The 18,239-nt window shown below is 64.2% G+C and carries 12 protein-coding genes and 2 pseudogenes; 5 read left to right on the forward strand and 9 right to left on the reverse strand.

Annotation, left to right across the window (positions count from 1 at the left end):
* Positions 1 to 100 precede the first annotated feature (100 nt).
* The 5 genes from OU800_RS14950 to OU800_RS14970 all read right to left on the reverse strand — a co-directional run bounded on the left by OU800_RS14950 (position 101) and on the right by OU800_RS14970 (position 5,536).
* Positions 101 to 1,564 (reverse strand): amidase, encoded by a 1,464-nt coding sequence (locus tag OU800_RS14950; protein WP_268178082.1) that lies wholly within the window; start codon positions 1,562 to 1,564, stop codon positions 101 to 103.
* A 19-nt stretch (positions 1,565 to 1,583) separates the two neighbouring features.
* Positions 1,584 to 2,825: an MFS transporter gene (locus OU800_RS14955; RefSeq protein WP_268178083.1), complete on the reverse strand. Its 1,242-nt coding sequence runs from the start codon at positions 2,823 to 2,825 to the stop codon at positions 1,584 to 1,586.
* Positions 2,826 to 3,134: 309 nt separating this feature from the next.
* Positions 3,135 to 3,782: a helix-turn-helix transcriptional regulator gene (locus OU800_RS14960; protein ID WP_268178084.1), complete on the reverse strand. Its 648-nt coding sequence runs from the start codon at positions 3,780 to 3,782 to the stop codon at positions 3,135 to 3,137.
* A 61-nt stretch (positions 3,783 to 3,843) separates the two neighbouring features.
* On the reverse strand, positions 3,844 to 4,203 hold the full coding sequence (locus OU800_RS14965) for a cupin domain-containing protein (RefSeq protein ID WP_268178086.1): 360 nt from the start codon (positions 4,201 to 4,203) through the stop codon (positions 3,844 to 3,846).
* A 34-nt stretch (positions 4,204 to 4,237) separates the two neighbouring features.
* Entirely contained in the window at positions 4,238 to 5,536 is a 1,299-nt protein-coding gene (locus OU800_RS14970) for an NAD(P)/FAD-dependent oxidoreductase (protein WP_268178088.1), read from the reverse strand.
* Positions 5,537 to 6,217: 681 nt separating this feature from the next.
* Between OU800_RS14970 and OU800_RS14975 the strand changes: the two genes are divergently transcribed.
* The 5 genes from OU800_RS14975 (at position 6,218) to OU800_RS14995 (ending at position 13,988) form a co-directional block, all read left to right on the forward strand.
* Positions 6,218 to 7,195, forward strand: coding sequence for a helix-turn-helix domain-containing protein (locus OU800_RS14975; protein WP_268178090.1), 978 nt, complete (start codon positions 6,218 to 6,220; stop codon positions 7,193 to 7,195).
* A gap of 255 nt (positions 7,196 to 7,450) precedes the next feature.
* Positions 7,451 to 9,082: a DUF1302 domain-containing protein gene (locus tag OU800_RS14980; RefSeq protein ID WP_268178092.1), complete on the forward strand. Its 1,632-nt coding sequence runs from the start codon at positions 7,451 to 7,453 to the stop codon at positions 9,080 to 9,082.
* 15 nt (positions 9,083 to 9,097) lie between these two features.
* Entirely contained in the window at positions 9,098 to 10,450 is a 1,353-nt protein-coding gene (locus tag OU800_RS14985) for a DUF1329 domain-containing protein (RefSeq protein ID WP_268178093.1), read from the forward strand.
* A 41-nt stretch (positions 10,451 to 10,491) separates the two neighbouring features.
* Entirely contained in the window at positions 10,492 to 11,568 is a 1,077-nt protein-coding gene (locus OU800_RS14990) for a WD40/YVTN/BNR-like repeat-containing protein (protein ID WP_268178095.1), read from the forward strand.
* Positions 11,565 to 13,988: an efflux RND transporter permease subunit gene (locus OU800_RS14995; RefSeq protein WP_268178096.1), complete on the forward strand. Its 2,424-nt coding sequence runs from the start codon at positions 11,565 to 11,567 to the stop codon at positions 13,986 to 13,988. Before OU800_RS14990 ends, OU800_RS14995 begins: the two co-directional genes overlap by 4 nt.
* A gap of 557 nt (positions 13,989 to 14,545) precedes the next feature.
* On the opposite strand, the pseudogene OU800_RS24395 reads toward OU800_RS14995, so the two are convergent.
* From OU800_RS24395 to OU800_RS15015, 4 genes and pseudogenes are all read right to left on the reverse strand, one after another.
* Positions 14,546 to 14,735: pseudogene (locus tag OU800_RS24395) on the reverse strand (methyl-accepting chemotaxis protein); the annotation flags it as partial.
* A 54-nt stretch (positions 14,736 to 14,789) separates the two neighbouring features.
* Positions 14,790 to 15,473, reverse strand: a pseudogene (locus OU800_RS24130) (PAS domain-containing protein); the annotation flags it as partial.
* A 126-nt stretch (positions 15,474 to 15,599) separates the two neighbouring features.
* Complete coding sequence (locus tag OU800_RS15010; RefSeq protein WP_268178097.1) at positions 15,600 to 17,003, reverse strand: APC family permease; 1,404 nt, start codon at positions 17,001 to 17,003, stop codon at positions 15,600 to 15,602.
* A gap of 243 nt (positions 17,004 to 17,246) precedes the next feature.
* Positions 17,247 to 18,176, reverse strand: a complete 930-nt coding sequence (locus tag OU800_RS15015) for a p-hydroxyphenylacetate 3-hydroxylase reductase component (protein WP_268178098.1) — start codon at positions 18,174 to 18,176, stop codon at positions 17,247 to 17,249.
* Between the last annotated feature and the right edge of the window lie 63 nt (positions 18,177 to 18,239).

Raw genomic sequence — 18,239 nt, forward strand, 5'->3', positions numbered from 1 at the left:
TGATATCTCGAAGTGATGGGTGGAGCCTGCATGGTGCGAGCTCCAGCCAGTTACGCCTATCAACCGGATGGTTGAGAAGCGCACGTTGCCCTGCCCCAATTCAGTTCGCGGCCCCACCCTGGCGGGCGTTGACCGGAGGCACGCGAGACGCCCAGGGCTGGGCCTGCTCCAATTGCGCAGCCAGGGCCAGCAAGGTGGCCTCGTCGCCGAAGCGGCCGGCAAAATGCGCACCGATGGGCAGGCCAGCGGCCGTCCAGTACAACGGCACCGACATCGCCGGCTGACCGGTGGCGTTGAACAGCGCGGTGAACGGCGAATAGCTGTGGAACTGCTCCATCACCTCGGCCAGGCTGAGCCGCTCATCGAAGGCGTCCAGCTCGCCGATCCGTGGCGGTTCGCGGGTAAGGGTCGGGGTGAGGATCAGGTCGAAATCCTGCAGGAACGCGGCGAAGGCTCGCCCCAGCGCATGGATCCAGTCCACCGCCGCCGCGTAACGCGCGCCGCCGATGTCGCCACGTTCGCGCAGGATGATCCGGGTGCGCGGCTCCAGCTCCTCCAGCGCCACCGGCTGGCCACGCATCTGCCCCAGCATGTCGATGTAGCCACGGGTGCTCGCACCGATGATGTCGAAGACGCGATCCAGGAAGACCGGCAGTTCGACCGGCAATCGAGTCACCTCGACCGAGTGCCCAAGGCTCTCGCACAGGCGCGCCGCATGCCGCACGGCAGCCAGGCTTTCGGCAGAGCTTGGCCAGGGGTCGAGATGTTCGACCAGCGCGATACGCAGCGGGCGCACCGGCCCCTGCGCGGCGGCGAGATAGGAAGTGCTGTGCAACGGGGCCGCGTAGGGTGCTCCCAGATCCATGCCCGCCGTCACGTCGAGCAATGCGGCGCTGTCGCGCACGGACAGGGTGATCGCATGCGGTGTACCCATGCCGGCCCAGCCCTCGCCGACCAGCGGCCCGGATGGCATGAGCCCCCGGCTCGGCTTGAAACCGAACACACCACAGCAGGAGGCGGGAACCCGCAGCGACCCACCGCCATCGTTGCCATGGGCAAAAGGCACCACCCGTGCTGCCACCAAGGCGGCCGCCCCCCCACTGGAACCACCGGCACTGTGTTCAGTGTTCCAGGGATTGCGAGTGGCGCCGAAGCGCGTCGACTCCGTGGTGTAGGAGGTACCGAACTCGGGCGCCGTGCTGCTGCCAGCGAACACGCAACCGGCCTGCCGCAGCCGCGTCACCACCTCGGCCTCGAAATCGGCACGCACCTCGCCGCAAGCCAGGGAGCCATTGGTCATCAGCGCACCACGCAGCGGTGAGAACAGATCCTTGATCAGGGTCGGCACACCCGCGAAGGTGCCCTGGCTCGCACTGGCCGACTGCGCATCGAGACGAGCCTTGTCGTAGAGTTTTTCGCAAACCGCATTGAGCTGAGGCTCGACCTGCTCGATACGTTCGATGACCGCCTCCAGCAATTCGCCGGGCCGTACCTCCCCCTTGCGTACCAGCTCGGCAAGCCCATAGCCATCGTGACTGTCCAGCAGCGAATGAATGCTGTGCATAGTTAAGTTTCCTTGGGAATCAGGAGTGGGTAGAGAGTGGGTCAGCCAAGCGCTTGCGCTGGATCAGCCCGGTGACCAGCCACAATGACGCGGCCATAAGGCTGGCCAGCGCCAGCCAGTGAATCGAGGCGCGCAGGTCGCCAGTGAACGCGCCGACCAGCGCCACCACCAACGGGCTGACGAACTGGCCGATGTACAGACAGGCCGTGAACAGGCCGAGACCGCGCCCCCGGGTGTTGACGTTCAGTGCGTTCATCACCGGGGCCATGGCATTGGGCACCAACAGGCCGGCGCCAAGGCCGTGCACGCTCACCGCCAGCAAGACCTCGTTGTAGCTCTGTGCACGGGTCAGCAGCCACAGGCCCAGCGCCAGCAAGGTCAACAACGCCACGTTGCAACCAGCGATGCCCAGACCTCGGCGCAGCAGCGGCCAGATCAGCGAACCACCGAGAGTGGCCAGCAGCCCCAGGCCGGCAGACAGGCCAATCAGGGTACTGGAGGTGATGCCCAACTCCACCAGCAGAACAGGTGTCTGTACCGGCACGATCAGGCTGAGGATCATCCCGCCCATGATCAGCAGGTAGCCACTGACCAGCGCCGGAATCGAGACCTGCTCATCGTCCGCGTCGGGCGTCGTTTCCATACGCTCGCGAACCGGCTCCCAGAGCACCCGGATCATCGCCGGCACCAACAGCAGCGGCAGCAGATAGAGATAGAACGGCAGTCGCCATGACTGCTCGCCCAGCGCCCCGCCGACGACGAAGAACAGTGCACCCACCAGGCCGATGGTGACCACCTGCAGGTTGACGTAGCGCATGCGCGCCTCACCCCGCCAGTAGTCGGCGATCAGGGTGGCGCAGCAGGTCATGATCGCCGCTTCGGTACAGCCGAACAGCAGGCGTACCCCGACGATGGCCGTGAGGTCGTCGAGCAGCGCCGGAATCATTCCCAGCACTGCATACAGCAAGGTCGCGATGATCAGCAGCGCCTTGCGCCCCACCCGGTCGGCCAACCAGCCAGCCAGCGGCGCACACAGGGCGATGGTCAGGGCCGGCCCGGTCACGGCCAGGGGTACCAGCAGCTCGGCATGCGCCGAAGTCGGGCCGAACTCGGCGGCCAGCTTCGGCAGCATGGGGGCGACCATCACCGCGCCCATGATGGTCAGGCTGCTGCCGAGCATCAGTACCACGCCTTCACGCCGACCACTGGCCTGACGGGAGTTGGGCGCCACAGCGCCTGCAAGGGAATGTTCCAGAGACATGCTGAAGACCTCGAAGATGTGATGAGGCATCCGCGGCACGTGTCAGAGCATCCCGTTTGGGACAGGGCTCAGGCACTCGCCAAGCGGCTCCGCGACGTCCGGCTCGGTGCCGCACGCCGGCTTTACGCAGGCATCCTAGGGCGCTGTTCCAGGCCACCGTTATCCAAATTCGGCAGAATGACGGCACCTCCTCTGAGGCTCGGAATGACCATCATGGAGCTGCCCAGAAGAGGCGAAAGGAAGCGCAGATCTATACGCGGGGAGAATGGAAAGGCTCACGAGCTGGCCGCATTCGGCACTCTGCAGGCCTTACAGAAAGAGGGTCGCCACCAGCTCGGTGCGATTGCTGACACCCAGTTTGCGGAACAGATTGATCAGATGAGTCTTGACGGTGGGTAGACCGACATCGAGCCGGCGGGCGATGTCCTTGTTGCTGCAACCGGCTCGCAGCAACTCCGCCACCTGCCATTCCCGCGTCGTCAGTTGCATGCGCGGAGCGATAGACGATGGCGTTGCCACGGCGACCTCGAACAGCCCCTGCAGTGCCTGCAACTGCCGCAGTTCGTGCATGGCGAAGGTGCCAAGCTCCGCGCCACGCAGCAGCGAGATGCCCGCCACCGGTCGCCCCTGCTCGAAAGCCAGCACCTCGACGACATCGACGACGCCGAAGCGCTCGAGGAAATCCCCGTAGCGCCGATTGGCGGCGGCGTCCTGCGCACTCATGCCCAGTTGCAAGGGCACCACACTGCTGCCGGTGCGCTGGCAATTGCGCGGCTGCAGTGGATCGACCTGACGAAAATCGGACAGATAGCGCTCATGCATGTCCAGGCGCATCTGCTGCAGAAGGAAATCCTGCGGTTCGAGCTGGGCAGCGATGCGATAGAAGACCCCGGCGGAGACGGGTAGCAAAGCCAGGAAGCTGTTCAGGCAACGTTGCCCCACCTCTGCGTCATGCATGATCGCGTGACTCGGTTAGACCCTGGCGACCGAATCGGCCGCCAGAGTGAACGGCCAGTGGTTACACCACGGCCATGTAGTGTTTGGTGAAGCTGTCGCTGAGCACGTCCCACAGCACGGCAGTACCCTTGGTCACGAACCAGCTATCACCAGCCTTGTAGCGAGTGCTCTGGCCGGTGGCCTCGTCGGTCAGGATGACCTCACCGAACACCACGGTGGCCTGTTCGTTGAACGGATAGACCATGCGGAACTTGCTCTTGGTCACGGCGAAATAACCGGCGCTGAGCGCATCGGTCGGCGCACCGAAGGTCATCTTGCCGAAGGCCTTGCCCTCGCCTTCGAGAATCTCCGAGCCCAGGTCGGCAACGGTGCCCCAGGCATCCAGCTCGTTGAGGGTGGTGCCTTGCTTGATAGGCGTCATTGGGTATTTCCTCTGTTAATGATCAATGGATGAATCAGCGGCGCCCGTTCCAGTACCCCGAGAGCTGGTGCCAGGATTTGCCGGCGGTCAGCAGCAACGGACGGATCTGGTCTTTACCGATCACCTGGATGCGGCGCACCGAACTGATCAGGTCATAGCGTGCCGAGCCCTCGCTCATGCCCTCGGCCAACACCTTGCAGATGATGTGGCTGGGGGTGACGCCGAAGCCCGAGTAACCCTGTACGAAGAACACATTGGGGTGCTGCGGCAAGGTGCCGATCTGCGGGAACAGGTTGGGGCTGCAGGCCATGGGGCCGCCCCAGGCCAAGTCGATCTTCACGTCCTTGAGGTAAGGGAAGATCTTCAGCATCAGGTTGCGGTTCCAGGCCTTGAGGTCGCGTGGAATGTGCTCGACGAAGGGCGTGGCAGAACCGAACAGCAAGCGGTTCTCACGGGTAACGCGGTAGTAGTCGATGACCGGGCGAATGTCACTGTAAGCCCCGCGAATCGGGCTGATACGTTCGATCAGCTCATCGCTCAGCGGCTCGGTGACCATCTGGAAGGCGTAGGTGTTGATGGTGCTCTTGTGCAGCTCCGGCTCCAGCTTGTTGAGGAAGCTGTCGCAGGCCCACAGCAGCTTGCTGGCCTTGACCGAGCCCTTGGCGGTACGCACGGTGACGCGCTCGCCGTAGGTCACTTCCAACGCCGGGCTGTACTCGAAAATCTTCACGCCGTGGCTGGCCAGCGCCTTGGCCTCGCCCAACAGCAGGTTGAGCGAATGCACGTGACCGGCGCCCATGTGCAGCAGGCCGCAGGAATAGGCATCGGAGCCGATCATCTGCTTGAGCTCGCTGCCCCGCAGCAGGCGGATCTCCTGCTGCGGGGCGAGCGCCTTGAACTCCTTCTCCCAGGCAGCCAGGGTCTTTTCCTGGCGAGCGTTGAAACCCATGTAGCCGTAGCCGTGGCAGAAGTCGGCATTGATGGCGTACTTCTCGATCCGGCTCTTGATGATCTGCGCGCCCTGGTCGCTGATTTCAAGGATCGCGCGCAGGCCGTCTTCACCCACATCCTTGCGAATCTTCTCCAGGTCATGGCCGATACCCGCCATGATCTGCCCGCCGTTGCGCCCGGTGCCACCGAAGCCAAGGTAGCGCCCCTCCAGCACGACGATGTTGGTGATGCCCTTCTCGGCCAGCTCCAGAGCCGTGTTGATGCCGGAAAAGCCACCACCGATCACGACCACGTCCGCTTCGATATCCGCCTCGAGGGACGGAAAGCTGAGGTCATACTTCTTGGTGGCCGTGTAGTAGGTGGGCGTTTCGATATTGATCATGGGAAGGACCTGAGTATTCGAGAAGGAACGACTGCTAAACGAGCCCGGCTCCGTGCACGTTGCGTTCTGCTGGATCACATTAGGAACTCAGCGGGCGAGCACGTCTTGATTCACCCTGCCCTGGCACTTGACCATTGCTGCCAGAGCCTGCGCGCTCAGCGTCTGAAACGCCTCCAGGGCAGCCGCCAGATAGCGAAACGCTGTCTCGGCACAGGCGCATCCTGCGATCGAGCGACTACCGCTCATCCGCTGACAGCTTGGCAGCAGCGGTCAATCGGGAGGCACGCTTGATCAAGACAGTTATACGTCTTAACTTTGTAACATCGTCACTCGCATCGGGCCATCATCCGCTACCCAGGGGTGAGGGCCATGCCAAGCAGAGCCGCCACCTTTCGACCCTATCCGTTCGAGAGGGGGTCTGCCCCAGTCGCGCCACGAGCCGAACTGAAAGGCTGCTTACTTAAAGAAATCGTCAACAAGAACAACAAAGAACCTTTCCTTAACTGCAGCTCAGGTGTTTCCCCTGGTGGGAATCGTTTGGTGCCTCACTGGTGACTACCCAGACTCCTCTGGACATGGATCGCCGCAGACGGCAAAACGCATGATGCGAATGCCCTCCGCCCTGGAGAATGGCTCATCGGCAAGCACCGCACCGACGGCGTTCGAGCGGACTTAACGAGCATGTACGACGTATTCGCTTCATCCACCGCCTCCCGGCGCAACGGCAACTCTCCCTTTTCCCGGCGCGTCAGCTCGCAAGATATCGACGAGCATGCCGAGCAGGTCAGCGACTGGCAGCTAACCTACGACCAGATGACCGCTGGCCGCTTTCACGGCGAACTGACGGAATTCAGCCTGGACTGGATGCAGGTCATACGCGACAGAACCAATCAGTCGCTGATCAAGCGAGGCTCGGCCAAGCCCGGCACCATCAACTTCAGCATTCCGCTCAGCTTCAGCGGTGACTTTTACTGTGACGGCCATCTGGTTTCCGAAGGCAACGCCCTGGTCGCCCATGCCGATGACCTGCCACAGCTGCGCACGCCCGATGAAATGGATCTGGTGATGATCACCGTGGATCAGAACATCCTGGAGCAGGAACTGGTTCTGCAGGGTATCGCCTTCGAGAGCACCCACCTGCCCAAGACCTATCAGCTCAAGGGACTGACCTTGCCACAGAACCTGCGCAACATCCTCGCCGACCTCGAATACGGCTCGGCCCACGCGCAGTTCGACCTGAGCGATGAATGCATACGGCGCCAGTTCCGCGACGCCATCATGCTGCAACTATTCGAGTTGCTGCCCTCCAGCCAGCCCATCGGCATTACCCCGTCGGCCCGCAAGCGTACCGTCGACCGCGCCTGTGAATATGCCCTGGCCCATCTCGACGAACCCCTGAGCATCCTCGACATGTGCCACACCCTGGGCGCAAGCCGCCGCAAGCTGCAGTACTGCTTTCAGGAAACCCTCGGCACCAACCCGGTCGCCTACCTGCGCGCACTGCGCCTGAACGCGGCGCGGCGCGAACTGCGTCAGGGCGCTGCTCAGGTATCGGTGCAGGAAGTCGCCAGCCGCTGGGGCTTCTGGCACCTCAGCCGCTTCTCCAGCGAATACCGGGCGATGTTCGGCGAACGCCCCTCGCAAACCCTGCACCGCTAGCCCCGCACAGGGGCGTCGTGCCCCCGTGCGCCCCCTCTCCCGGATGCACCAGATGCACCCGGCGCCCGCCCATGGGTGGCGACCCGATATTTTCTCTCAGCCGCCTGCATCTTTGCCGTTTTTGGCTAACACGCCCTTCGCCCCCTCCGTAACCTGGCCGTAACGGACGAACTGCCACGTCCTGGCTTCCGCCTATCCGGGCGGGCAAACACACCCTGTTGACAATAAAAATCTCGCAACGGAGGTAACTGGGAGATGGACAAGAAATTCGCCTTGTATCCCCTCGCCATGTCCATCATGGCCTCGATGTCCCCTGGCGTTCAGGCGTTCCAGTTCGATACCGCGGATCCTGATCTGCGCTTGCGCTGGGACAACACCCTCAAGTACAGCACCGCCAGCCGCCTCAAGGGCGCGTCCGATCAGCTCACCGCCCTTCCCAACCATGACGACGGCGACCGCAATTTCAGCCGTGGGCTGATCTCCAACCGCTTCGACCTGCTCTCGGAGTTCGACGCCATCTACAAGAACGTCGGTGCCCGGGTGTCCGGGGCGGCGTGGTACGACAGCGTCTACAACGAGGGCAATGACAACGACTCCCCCGCCACCGCGAACGCCCTGTCGGTCGACCACGACGAATTCACCCGTGCCACCGAAAAGCTGCACGGGCGCAAGGGTGAACTGCTCGATGCGTTCGTCTTCGCCCGCTTCAACCTGGGTGATGCCAAGGGTACGGTGCGCGCCGGCCGGCACGCGCTGGTCTGGGGGGAAAGCCTGTTCTTCGGCGCCAACGGCATCGCCGGCACCATGGCGCCCGTGGACGCGGTCAAGGCGGCCTCGGTGCCCAACACCCAGTTCAAGGAGCTGATCCGCCCCACCGAACAGTTCTCCGGGCAGTTGCAACTGACGCCCGACATATCCGTTGGCGCGTTCTACCAATGGCGCTGGGAAGAAACCCGCCTGCCCGCCTCGGGCAGCTACTTCTCGGTACTCGACACCATCGGCGAGGGCGCCGAGCGCCTGATCGCCGGGCCCAACCCGGTCATCCCCGGTGGCGAACCCCTGGCGTTCTTCCGCCAGCAGGACATGAAGGCCAAGGACTCCGGCCAGGGCGGTGTGCAGGTGCGCTTCCGCGCCGGTGAAACCGACTTCGGCCTGTATGCCGTGCGCTACCACGACAAGACGCCGCAGATCTACATTCGCCCCGGCGCAGGCGCCCCCGACTTCGCCAGCGGGCGCCTGGGCACCTACCAATGGGTCTACCCGGAGAACATCCGCGCCTTCGGCGCCAGCGTCAGCCACACCTTCGGCGACTACAACCTCGCCGCGGAAATCTCCACCCGTCGCAACATGCCGCTGAGCAGCGATGGCGTGACCATCCTCGACGGCAGCGGCGACAACGCTGGCGATGCCCGCTACGCCGTCGGCAACACCCTGCACGCGCAGGTGTCCTGGTTGGCCACGCTCGGCCCGTCGTTCATCGCCAACGAGGCGGATTTCCTCGGTGAAGTGGCCTGGAACCGCGTGCTCGACGTGACCAAGAACCGCCAGGCGCTCAACCCTCTGGCCGACCGCGATGCGGCAAACGTGCGCTTCGTCTACGAACCGCGCTATCGCCAGGTATTGCCCGGCATCGACCTGTCGGTGCCGGTCGGGCTGGGCTTCGGTATCGGCAACTCTGCGGTGGTCGGCGCCTTCAATGGCGACAAGGTGGGTGACCTCAGCATCGGTCTGACCGCCCTGTACCTCAACGAATGGCGAGCCGGCCTCACCTACACCCACTACTTCGGGCCGGCCGGTACCTCGGTGAACGAAGACAACCACATCACTTTCAAGCAATCGCTGAAGGATCGCGACTTCATCGCCCTGTCGATCCAGCGCACCTTCTGAGCAGAGGAACCTTCCATGACTCGTTTCTCCCTTTCCGTACTCAGCCTGCTCCTGCTGTGCGCTCAGCAGAGCATGGCCGCCGTGAGCGCAGAGCAAGCCGCCAAGCTGAATGGCGAACTGACCCCGCTCGGCGCCGAACGTGCCGGCAACGCCGATGGCAGCATTCCCGCCTGGAACGGCGGGCTGACCACGCCGATACCAGGCGACAAGCCCGGCGGGCGTCGCTCGGATCCGTTCAAGGACGAAAAGCCGCTGTTCACCATCGATGCCCGCAATGTGGCGCAATATGCCGACAAGCTGACCGACGGCACGCGCGCCATGCTGGCCAAGTACCCCGACAGCTATCGCCTGGATGTGTATCAGACACACCGCACCGCCGCCGCGCCGCAATGGGTGTACGACAACACCCTGGCCAACGCGAGCCGGGCGAAGATCGATAACGACGTGGTGGTCGGCGCGTTTGGCGGCATCCCCTTCCCGATCCCCACCACTGGTGCCGAAGTGATGTGGAACCACCTGCTGCGCTGGCGCGCACCGACCGCTCGCTTCTACGCCACGGCCTATCAGCTCACCGCCGATGGTCGCGCCGTGCTCGCCAGCGATGCCAGCTCGGTTCAGCAAGTGCCTTACTACTTCCAGGACAGCAGCCTGGAGGAGTACGCCAAGTCCAACCTGTACTTCAATATCCGCGTCAACCTCTCCGCCCCGGCCATCCGCGCCGGTGAAGGCATCGTCGGCCGGCAGAACCTCGATGCGGCCAAGGATCAGGCCTGGGTCTACCTGGTGGGCCAGCGCCGCGTGCGCAAGCTGCCCAATACCTGCTGCGACACACCGAGCCCGACCATGGCCGGCCTGATGAGCTTCGACGAGCTGGAAGTCTTCTCCGGCCGCCTGGATCGCTTCGACTGGAAGATCGTCGGCAAAGAGGAGAAGTACATCCCCTACAACGCCAACAAACTGATGCAGCCGACCTCGGACAAGGACGTACTGAGCGCGCACCACCTCAACCCCGACCATGTGCGCTGGGAGCTGCATCGCGTGTGGGTCGTCGAGGCCACCCTGCGCAACGGCCAACGCCACCAGGCCGCACGCAGCCGCTACTACTGCGACGAAGACACCTGGACCTGCGTGCTGGGTGATCGCTGGGATGCCAACGGCCAACTGTGGAAGACCACCTGGGGCCAGATCATGGTGATGCCAGAGCTGCCCGGTAACTTCATGTTCGCCTTCGGCTTCAACGATCTGCTCTCCGGCGCGGCCATGGTCGCCGGCCTGTACAACGAGAAACCGGTGCATTACGAACTGCTCGAGCGTATGCCGGATGTCGAATTCACCCCGGACGCCCTGGCCAATGATGGCATTCGCTGACCATCTACTCGCCATCCGCGACAGCATTACGGAGCGCGCTCATGAACACCCCTAGTCAACCTTCGCGTGGCACGCAGGGACGCTGGCAGTGCTCACTGCTGGCGCTCTGCCTGTGCCTGGCCGGCGCGGCGCAGGCCGAACCGGTCGGCGCCGCGCTGGATCGGCCGGCCTTGGCCACGGTCAACCCGGCGCACAGCTACCTGCTGGGCATCGCCCAGGCCGGTCAGCGCCTGGTGGCCGTCGGCGAGCGCGGCCTCATCGTGCTTTCCGACGACCAGGGGGCGACCTGGCGACAGGCGCCCTCTCCGGTCAGTGTCACCCTGACGGCCGTGCGCTTCGCCGATGCCGAGCACGGCTATGCCGTCGGGCATGGCGGCAGCGTGCTGGTCAGCCAGGATGGCGGTGCGAGCTGGACAGCCAGCCTCGATGGCCGTCGCGTTGCGACGACGCTACTGGCGGCAGCGCAGGCGCAAGGTAACCCGCGCGCGATTGCCGAAGCCCAGCGTCTGGTCGAGGACGGCCCGGACAAACCCTTTCTCGACCTCTGGGTAAAGGATCCACTCAATGCCTATGTGGTCGGTGCCTACGGCCTGGCCCTGCACACCCGCGATGGCGGCAAGAGCTGGCAGCCCTGGCTGCAGCGCAGCGCCAACCCCGGCGGTTTGCACCTCAATGCCATCCGCAGCCGTGGCCAGCGCGTGGTCATCGCCGGGGAACAGGGCCTGGTGCTGCTCTCCGAGGACGGCGGCGCCAGCTTCAACCCAATCGAGACGCCCTACTCCGGCAGCTTCTTCACCCTCGAACTGCCGGCCGATGGTTCGATCGTGCTCGCCGGCCTGCGTGGCAATGCGCTGCGCAGCGCTGACGGCGGCGCGAGCTGGAGCCCGCTCGCCTCACCCGTGGAGGCCTCGATCACCGCCTCGGCACTACAGGCCGATGGCAAGCCGATCTTCGTCAACCAGGCCGGCATGCTCCTGCGCGAGCAAGGCGGCCGCCTGCTGCCGAGCAACCGCCAGCCGCTGCCGCCCCTCAACAACCTGCTGCCCATTGCACAGGCCGATATCGTCCTGGTGAGCGGAGAAGGTGTCAGTGTGCTGAATGCTGGAGACGTGAAGTGAACAATGCGCCAACAGACCTGGCGGAAGCTTCCGCTGACTTCGATCCGCGCTCGGGCTCGTTGCTCGAGCGCCTGCTGTTCAACCACCGTCTGCTGGTGGTGCTCCTATGCGCCATCACCACCGGGCTGCTGGCCTGGCAAACCACCAAGCTGGAGCTCAATGCCAGCTTCGAGAAGACCATTCCCACCGAGCATCCCTACATCCAGGTGTTTCAGCACTATCAGAGCCAACTGACCGGGCTGGGCAACTCGGTGCGCATCGCCGTGCAGAACCCGGCCGGCGACATCTATGACCCGAACTACCTCGACGCCCTGCGTCGCCTGTCGGACGCCATCTTCCTGCTGCCGGGGGTCGACCGCGTCAACATGAAATCCCTGTGGACGCCCTCGACCCGCTGGACTGGCGTGACCGAAGACGGCCTCGAGGGCGGCTCGGTCATCCCCAATGGCTACGATGGCAGCCCGGCCAGCCTGGAACAGCTACGCGCCAACATCGCCCGCTCCGGCGAAATCGGCCAGTTGGTGGCCGTCAACGCCCGCTCCACGGTGATCTACGTACCGCTGCTGGCCAAGGACAGCAACGGCCAGCCGCTGAACTACGCAACCTTCGCCAACCAGCTCGAACAGTTGCGCCAGCAGTACGAAGGCGAAGGCCTGAGCATCCATATCACCGGCTTCGCCAAGATCGTCGGCGACCTGATCGACGGGGTACGCGCGGTGCTGGTGTTCTTCGCTATCGCCGTGCTGATCGCCACACTCACCCTGTTCTGGTACACCCGCTGCATACGCTCGACCCTGCTGGTGGTCACCGCCTCCCTGGTGGCAGTGGTGTGGCAACTGGGGCTGCTGCCGACGCTGGGCTACTCGCTCGACCCCTATTCGATCCTGGTGCCCTTCCTGGTCTTCGCCATCGGCATGAGCCACGGCGCACAGAAGATGAACGGCATCATGCAGGACATCGGTCGTGGCGTGCCCAAGCTGCTGGCGGCGCGCTTCACCTTCCGCCGCCTGTTCCTGGCCGGCATGACCGCCCTGCTGGCCGACGCAGTGGGTTTCGCGGTGCTGCTGGTAATCGATATCCAGGTCATCCGTGAGCTGGCCATCGCCGCCTCCATCGGTGTCGCGGTGCTGATTTTCACCAACCTCATCCTGCTGCCGATTCTGCTCTCCTACACCGGCGTCAGCGCTCGCGCCGCAGCGCGCAGTCTGCGTAGCGAGCAGGCCGATGCGCGTGGCGAGCGCAAGCACCGGCTGTGGTCGTTCCTCGATCGGTTCACCCGCCGCCCCCTGGCCAGCGTGGCCGTGGCAGGCGCGCTGCTGATCGGCGCTGGCGGTTTCATCGTCAGCACCCACCTGAAGATCGGCGACCTGGATCCGGGCGCGCCGGAACTGCGCGCCGACAGCCGCTACAACCGCGACGTGGCCTTCATGAACGCCAACTATGGCGCCTCCAGCGATGTGCTGGCGGTACTGGTGAGCACCCCGGACGGCCAGTGCGCGCAGTACGACATCCTCAACCGGCTCGATGCCCTGGAATGGCAACTGCGCCAGCTCCCAGTCGTGGAATCGACCCAGTCGCTGGCCCTGCTCAACCGCCGCATGATGGTCGGCCTGAGTGAAGCGAACCCCAAGTGGTACGAGTTCATGCCCAACCAGGGCATGCTCAACTCGGTCGCCGCCAGCGCCCCACGTGGCCTGTACAACGATGGCTGCAGCCTGCTGACGCTGTACATCTACCTGCGCGACCACAAGGCCGACACCCTGACCGGTGTGGTCGAGCATGTTGCCGCGTTCGCAAGGGCCAATGACACAGCCGACGCGAAATTCCTGCTGGCCGCCGGCAACGCCGGCATCGAGGCAGCGACCAACATCGTGGTCAAGGAAGCCTGGTGGCAGATGCTGTTGCTGGTGTACGCCGCCGTGGCGCTGCTCAGCCTGATCACCTTCCGCTCCTGGCGCGCGGTACTGGTGGCCGTGCTGCCGCTGATGCTGACCTCGGTGCTGGCCGAGGCGCTGATGGTGCTGCTGGGCATGGGCGTGAAGGTGGCGACCCTGCCGGTGATCGCCCTCGGCGTAGGCATCGGCATCGACTATGCGCTGTACATCCTCTCGGTGACGCTGGCGCAGTTGCGCGCGGGCAAGAGCCTGTCGGAGGCCTACTACCGCGCCCTGCTGTTCACCGGCAAGGTGGTGATGCTGACCGGCGTGACGCTGGCCATCGGCGTGATCACCTGGGTGCTGAGCCCGATCAAGTTCCAGGCCGACATGGGCCTGCTGCTGGCCTTCATGTTCCTCTGGAACATGCTCGGTGCCCTGATTCTCCTCCCTGCCCTGGCGCACTTCCTGCTGAGGCCGGAGCGGCTCGCCACAGCCTCGCGCGAGCAGTCGGCACCTGCCAACCTGGCATCTGCAACCCGCTGAAATCGGCCTGAACGCAGCGCCGACACCCGCCGCAACCACAAAGGCGCCCATCAGGGCGCCTTCGTGCATGGGTCGCTGGCAACACGAACAAACGGGTCGTGCTGTCTTGATGGGGTACGCCTGGCAGGCGGAGACGGTTCGCAAACCAGCGGGATCGATCCCCTGCCACTACGCAGGGCATAGCGGCAGGCATGACGTCAGTCGGGCTTGCTAGGGTCTGTTGACGTTTCGCTCGCGGCCGCGACGGAGCCAGTTTTTGCGCGGAGCTAGGCGCGAGACGCGAAGTTTGGTCGCCCAAATGAGCCGTTGAGCAACAACGATCCGCGCAAAAACTGGCCCGTCCCTTCGGGTTGCGCGGCAAATTGCGCCATGCGTCGTTGCGGGATTTGGCAAGGGAACGACCATTACCTGCATCCCGCGCCTCGCGGAACGCCGCCCGGCCATGGCGCAATTTGGCGCAGCAACGCGGTTCGCGCCGAAACGTCAACAGCCCCTAGGTGAGGACTGGGTACGCGCCAGCATCGCCTGAATTTCCTGGGTGGCCTGACGCGTGTTCTGCGCCAGCTTCTTCACCTCGTCAGCGACCACCGAGAAGCCGCGCCCCACCTCGCCGGCGCGAGCCGCTTCTATCGCTGCGTTGAGTGCCAGCAGGTTGGTCTGCTCGGCGATGCCCTTGATCACGCTGACCACTTGGGCGATCTGCCCGTAGGTGTCCTGGTTGTGCTGCAGCATGCGTTCATGGGCGGCCTGGGCGTTACGCTCATCGGAGATGTCGCGCACCGCCCCGATCACCCGATAGAGCCGCCCCTGCTCATCGCGCACCGAACGCCCGCGCTCCCGGAACCAGATGTAGCCGCGCGTCTTGTGACGCATCAGGTACTCGATCACGTACTCGCCACTGCCGGCCGGATCGACGATCTCTCGCTCGAACAGGCTGGCGATGGCCCCGAGGTGATCCGGATGAATGAGCCCGGCCTGACTTTCCAGGCCATCCGGCAATTCGTCGCGGCTGTATCCCGTCAATGCACGGAACTGGTTGGAGATGCGCATGCTGCTGGCGGGATGGTCGATACGCCCATCGACCACGATGAAATCCCAATAACCTTCGGTCAGCGTCGACTGTGCAAGCTCCCACACTCGCGCCTCCTGCTGGCAATGCTGCAATGCCTGCTGCTGCTCATGGCACTGGCCATGCAGCGCTTCCAGTTCCAGCGCCTGGCGCTGCACCTGCTCCTGCAACTGGCGCTCGCGAACGGTGGCCTGTTGCTGCGCCTCGGCTTGCGCATCGATCTGCGCCTGCAAACGCGCTTGCTGCTCCTGAAGCTGGCGCAGGTGAGCAGCGACTCGCGCCAGCGCATCGTTCAAACGGGGCTGCTCGGCCAATATTGGCGAACGAACTGCGGAAAGCTCCGCGCCCTGGCCCAAGGCCTCGAGCTGTTGCCCCAGCGCCTCGGCGATATCACGGCCTCGATCACGAAAGAACATAACGGCTACTCCCGCCAGGTTGTCGATACTCAGCGATAACGCACTACGCAAGGTCAACTGACGCTGACCTTGCGTAGTGCGGGCGCGTCATCCGCCACGCCTTGTCGAAAGCGTGGCGCGGAGCATCTAGCCGAGGTCGGGTTTGAACAACGGGCGCTTCATGTAGAGCTTGACCCAGAGCAGCGCGATGACGCTGACCAGTAGCAGGATGGCGCCGAGGATCTTGTAGACCAGCACGGTCATCTCCGGCGACGGCGAGTTGTTCAGCGCAACGTAGAGCATGGCGCCGATGCCGATGATCTGCGGCAGCGGGTAGAACGGCGTCTTGAAGGGGCGCGGCTGGTGCGGCAGGCGGCGGCGCAGTACCAGCACGTCGATATGCGCCACCACGTAGGCGAGCAGCCAACTGGTCGATGCGGCGATCACCAGCGGAATCAGCGAGTCGATGTCCATCAGCACCAACGGGATGGCAATGATCACGGCCATGAACAGGATGCCCACCCAAGGCGTGCCGAAGCGCTGGCTGGTGATCTTCATCTGCGGAAAGGCCTGCCCGTTCTCGGCCATGCCCTGCAGCATGCGCGGCACGGCCGCCAGTACAGTGTTGACGGTACTGCAGGTGGCGGTCACCGCCATCACGGCGGCGATGATCAGGCCAGCCTTGCCGAATACCGCATTGGCATAGTCCAGGTAAGGCAGCGGCGAGCCGGTGAGCGTTTCCACATTCAGGTAGTAGGTCGCACCCCAGACGAACAGCAGGAAGATCCCCAGCATGGCGCACAGCGACAGCATCATCGCGCGCGGGATATTGCGCTGTGGGTTGTCCACTTCGTTGATCATCGGGCAGATGAACTCCACCCCCACCATCAGCCACATGGCCATGGCGATCAGGCCGATGAAGCTGCCATCGAGGATCGGTTCGAGGCTCAGGCTCACCGGCGTGCCGCTGACTGCGACATGGGGCTCCACCGCGCCGCTGACCGCGCACAGACCGATCAGGATCAGCGCCGTCACCAGGATGAACGACAGCAGGTTCTGCACCCTGGCGAACACGTCTGCGCCGAGGATGTTGGTCACCACCAGCACGCCAAGCACCAGAAATGGCAGCAGCAGCGGCGGGAACATGCCGGGCAGCAGCTCGCCGATGATGGCATCGACCAGAAACATCTCCACCGGCAGGGCCAGCATGGCCACCACCACGTAGCCGGCGAACACCGCGACGATGGCCGGGAAGTGGCCGATGGCCTTTTGCGTATAGGTCGCCAGCGTCCCTTCCTGGGGAAACATCAAGGACAATTCGGCAAAGCTCATGGCGTTGAATTGCGCCAGGACGAAAGCGACGATAAGCGCGGCGATGAAGCCCATGCCGCCGATACCGATGCCTTGCGTGGCAGTGATCATCGAGCCCTGCACGATCACCAGGCCGACGCAGATCGCCATCATGGTGATGAAACCGAGTTTCTTGTGCTGCATGAAAGTGCTGCTCCCCGCCGGCATCGCGGCAATGTCAGGGGCGTTGGTCTTGTTCATTCTCTTGTTCTCCCGCTCGGGCCTTGCAGCCCAGTGGTGCCCATGGATATGACGTCGGGCGCGTGCCTCGTCGGCTATCACTGTGCTACTGCGTGAAGGTGAATGCTTGCACCAGGCTGCCGTAGCCTTGCCCCCGCGTGTCAGGGCAGCACATTTCACACGGAGCAAGGCCATGAACACATACAAAAAACCGGCCCTCGGGAGCATGCCCGGGGCCGGTCAGAGAAAGCCTTGTGCAGCCGATCAGCCCTGGGCGATAACGGCCTTGAGCATGCTCTTGAAGGTTTCGACCTGCTCGACACTGAAGGCGCCGAATACCTTGTCCTGCTGCTCACCGGCAATGCGCCAGAGTGCTTCGGCCTGCTCCACGCCTGCGGCGGTCAGCACGTAGCGCTCGTCGGCATCGGCCACCATGCCCTTGCGCTTGAGAATCTCCACCGCCTGCTCGATCTCGCGCACCGGCATGGCCACCTCGCGCAGCAGGTCACCCATGCTCAGGCCAGCGTCGTTCTCCAGCACCATCAGCATGCGCGCCTCACTGGTACGCAGGCCGGTGGAAAGCTGGCGCGGCTGGTAGCTGCTCTGGTAGCTGCGCACGGCCTGGGTCATCAGGTAATAGAGGTTATGGCTCAGCCGCCCCTGGAAGGCACTGCTGGGCGGCTGGCCTTCGCTTTTCTGGGTCATGCGCGTGTGCGGCAGCACCATGGAATAGGCGCCCTGGTGGTAGAGCAGCGGCGAGCGCCCCAGATCATCGAAGGCCACCACCTTGCCGATCAGGATCCAGTGATCACCACCATCGACCTGCTGGTGCATCTCGCACTGAAAGCGCGCCGCGCAATCGGCCAGCAGCGGCGCACCGCCCGCCCCGGCCTCGTGCACGATGCCCTCGAACTTGTCGTCACGCGGGCGGGCGAACTGGTTGGAAATGTCGATCTGGTCGGCGGCCAGCACGTTCACCGCATAGTGCGTGGCGCGCTGGAACACCTCGTAGCTGCCGGAGCGCTTGTCGATGCTCCACAGCACCAGGGCTGGGTCGAGCGATACCGAGTTGAAACTGTTGGCGGTCACGCCGACCCTCTCCCCATCGGGCGTGGCAGCGGTGATGACGGTGACGCCCGTGGCGAAATTGCCCAGCGCACGGCGAAAGGCGCGCGGGTCGATGCACGTAGTCATGGGATTCTCCCTGGCCGCGGTGATGCGGCTTATTGTTCGAGTAGCGGGGCCGCCAGCGGCCCC

Source organism: Pseudomonas sp. GOM7 (assembly GCF_026723825.1).
In the GTDB taxonomy this organism is placed as follows: domain Bacteria; phylum Pseudomonadota; class Gammaproteobacteria; order Pseudomonadales; family Pseudomonadaceae; genus Aquipseudomonas.

What these genes read in the sequence shown, in the direction of transcription:
- OU800_RS14955 (WP_268178083.1), bottom strand. Translation starts at nt 2,825, where the DNA reads ATGTCTCTGGAACATTCCCTTGCAGGCGCTGTGGCGCCCAACTCCCGT.
- OU800_RS14970 (WP_268178088.1), bottom strand. Translation starts at nt 5,536, where the DNA reads ATGATCAATATCGAAACGCCCACCTACTACACGGCCACCAAGAAGTAT.
- OU800_RS14950 (WP_268178082.1), bottom strand. Translation starts at nt 1,564, where the DNA reads ATGCACAGCATTCATTCGCTGCTGGACAGTCACGATGGCTATGGGCTT.
- OU800_RS14990 (WP_268178095.1), top strand. Translation starts at nt 10,492, where the DNA reads ATGAACACCCCTAGTCAACCTTCGCGTGGCACGCAGGGACGCTGGCAG.
- OU800_RS15015 (WP_268178098.1), bottom strand. Translation starts at nt 18,176, where the DNA reads ATGACTACGTGCATCGACCCGCGCGCCTTTCGCCGTGCGCTGGGCAAT.
- OU800_RS14980 (WP_268178092.1), top strand. Translation starts at nt 7,451, where the DNA reads ATGGACAAGAAATTCGCCTTGTATCCCCTCGCCATGTCCATCATGGCC.
- OU800_RS14960 (WP_268178084.1), bottom strand. Translation starts at nt 3,782, where the DNA reads ATGCATGACGCAGAGGTGGGGCAACGTTGCCTGAACAGCTTCCTGGCT.
- OU800_RS14975 (WP_268178090.1), top strand. Translation starts at nt 6,218, where the DNA reads ATGTACGACGTATTCGCTTCATCCACCGCCTCCCGGCGCAACGGCAAC.
- OU800_RS14985 (WP_268178093.1), top strand. Translation starts at nt 9,098, where the DNA reads ATGACTCGTTTCTCCCTTTCCGTACTCAGCCTGCTCCTGCTGTGCGCT.
- OU800_RS14965 (WP_268178086.1), bottom strand. Translation starts at nt 4,203, where the DNA reads ATGACGCCTATCAAGCAAGGCACCACCCTCAACGAGCTGGATGCCTGG.
- OU800_RS15010 (WP_268178097.1), bottom strand. Translation starts at nt 17,003, where the DNA reads ATGAACAAGACCAACGCCCCTGACATTGCCGCGATGCCGGCGGGGAGC.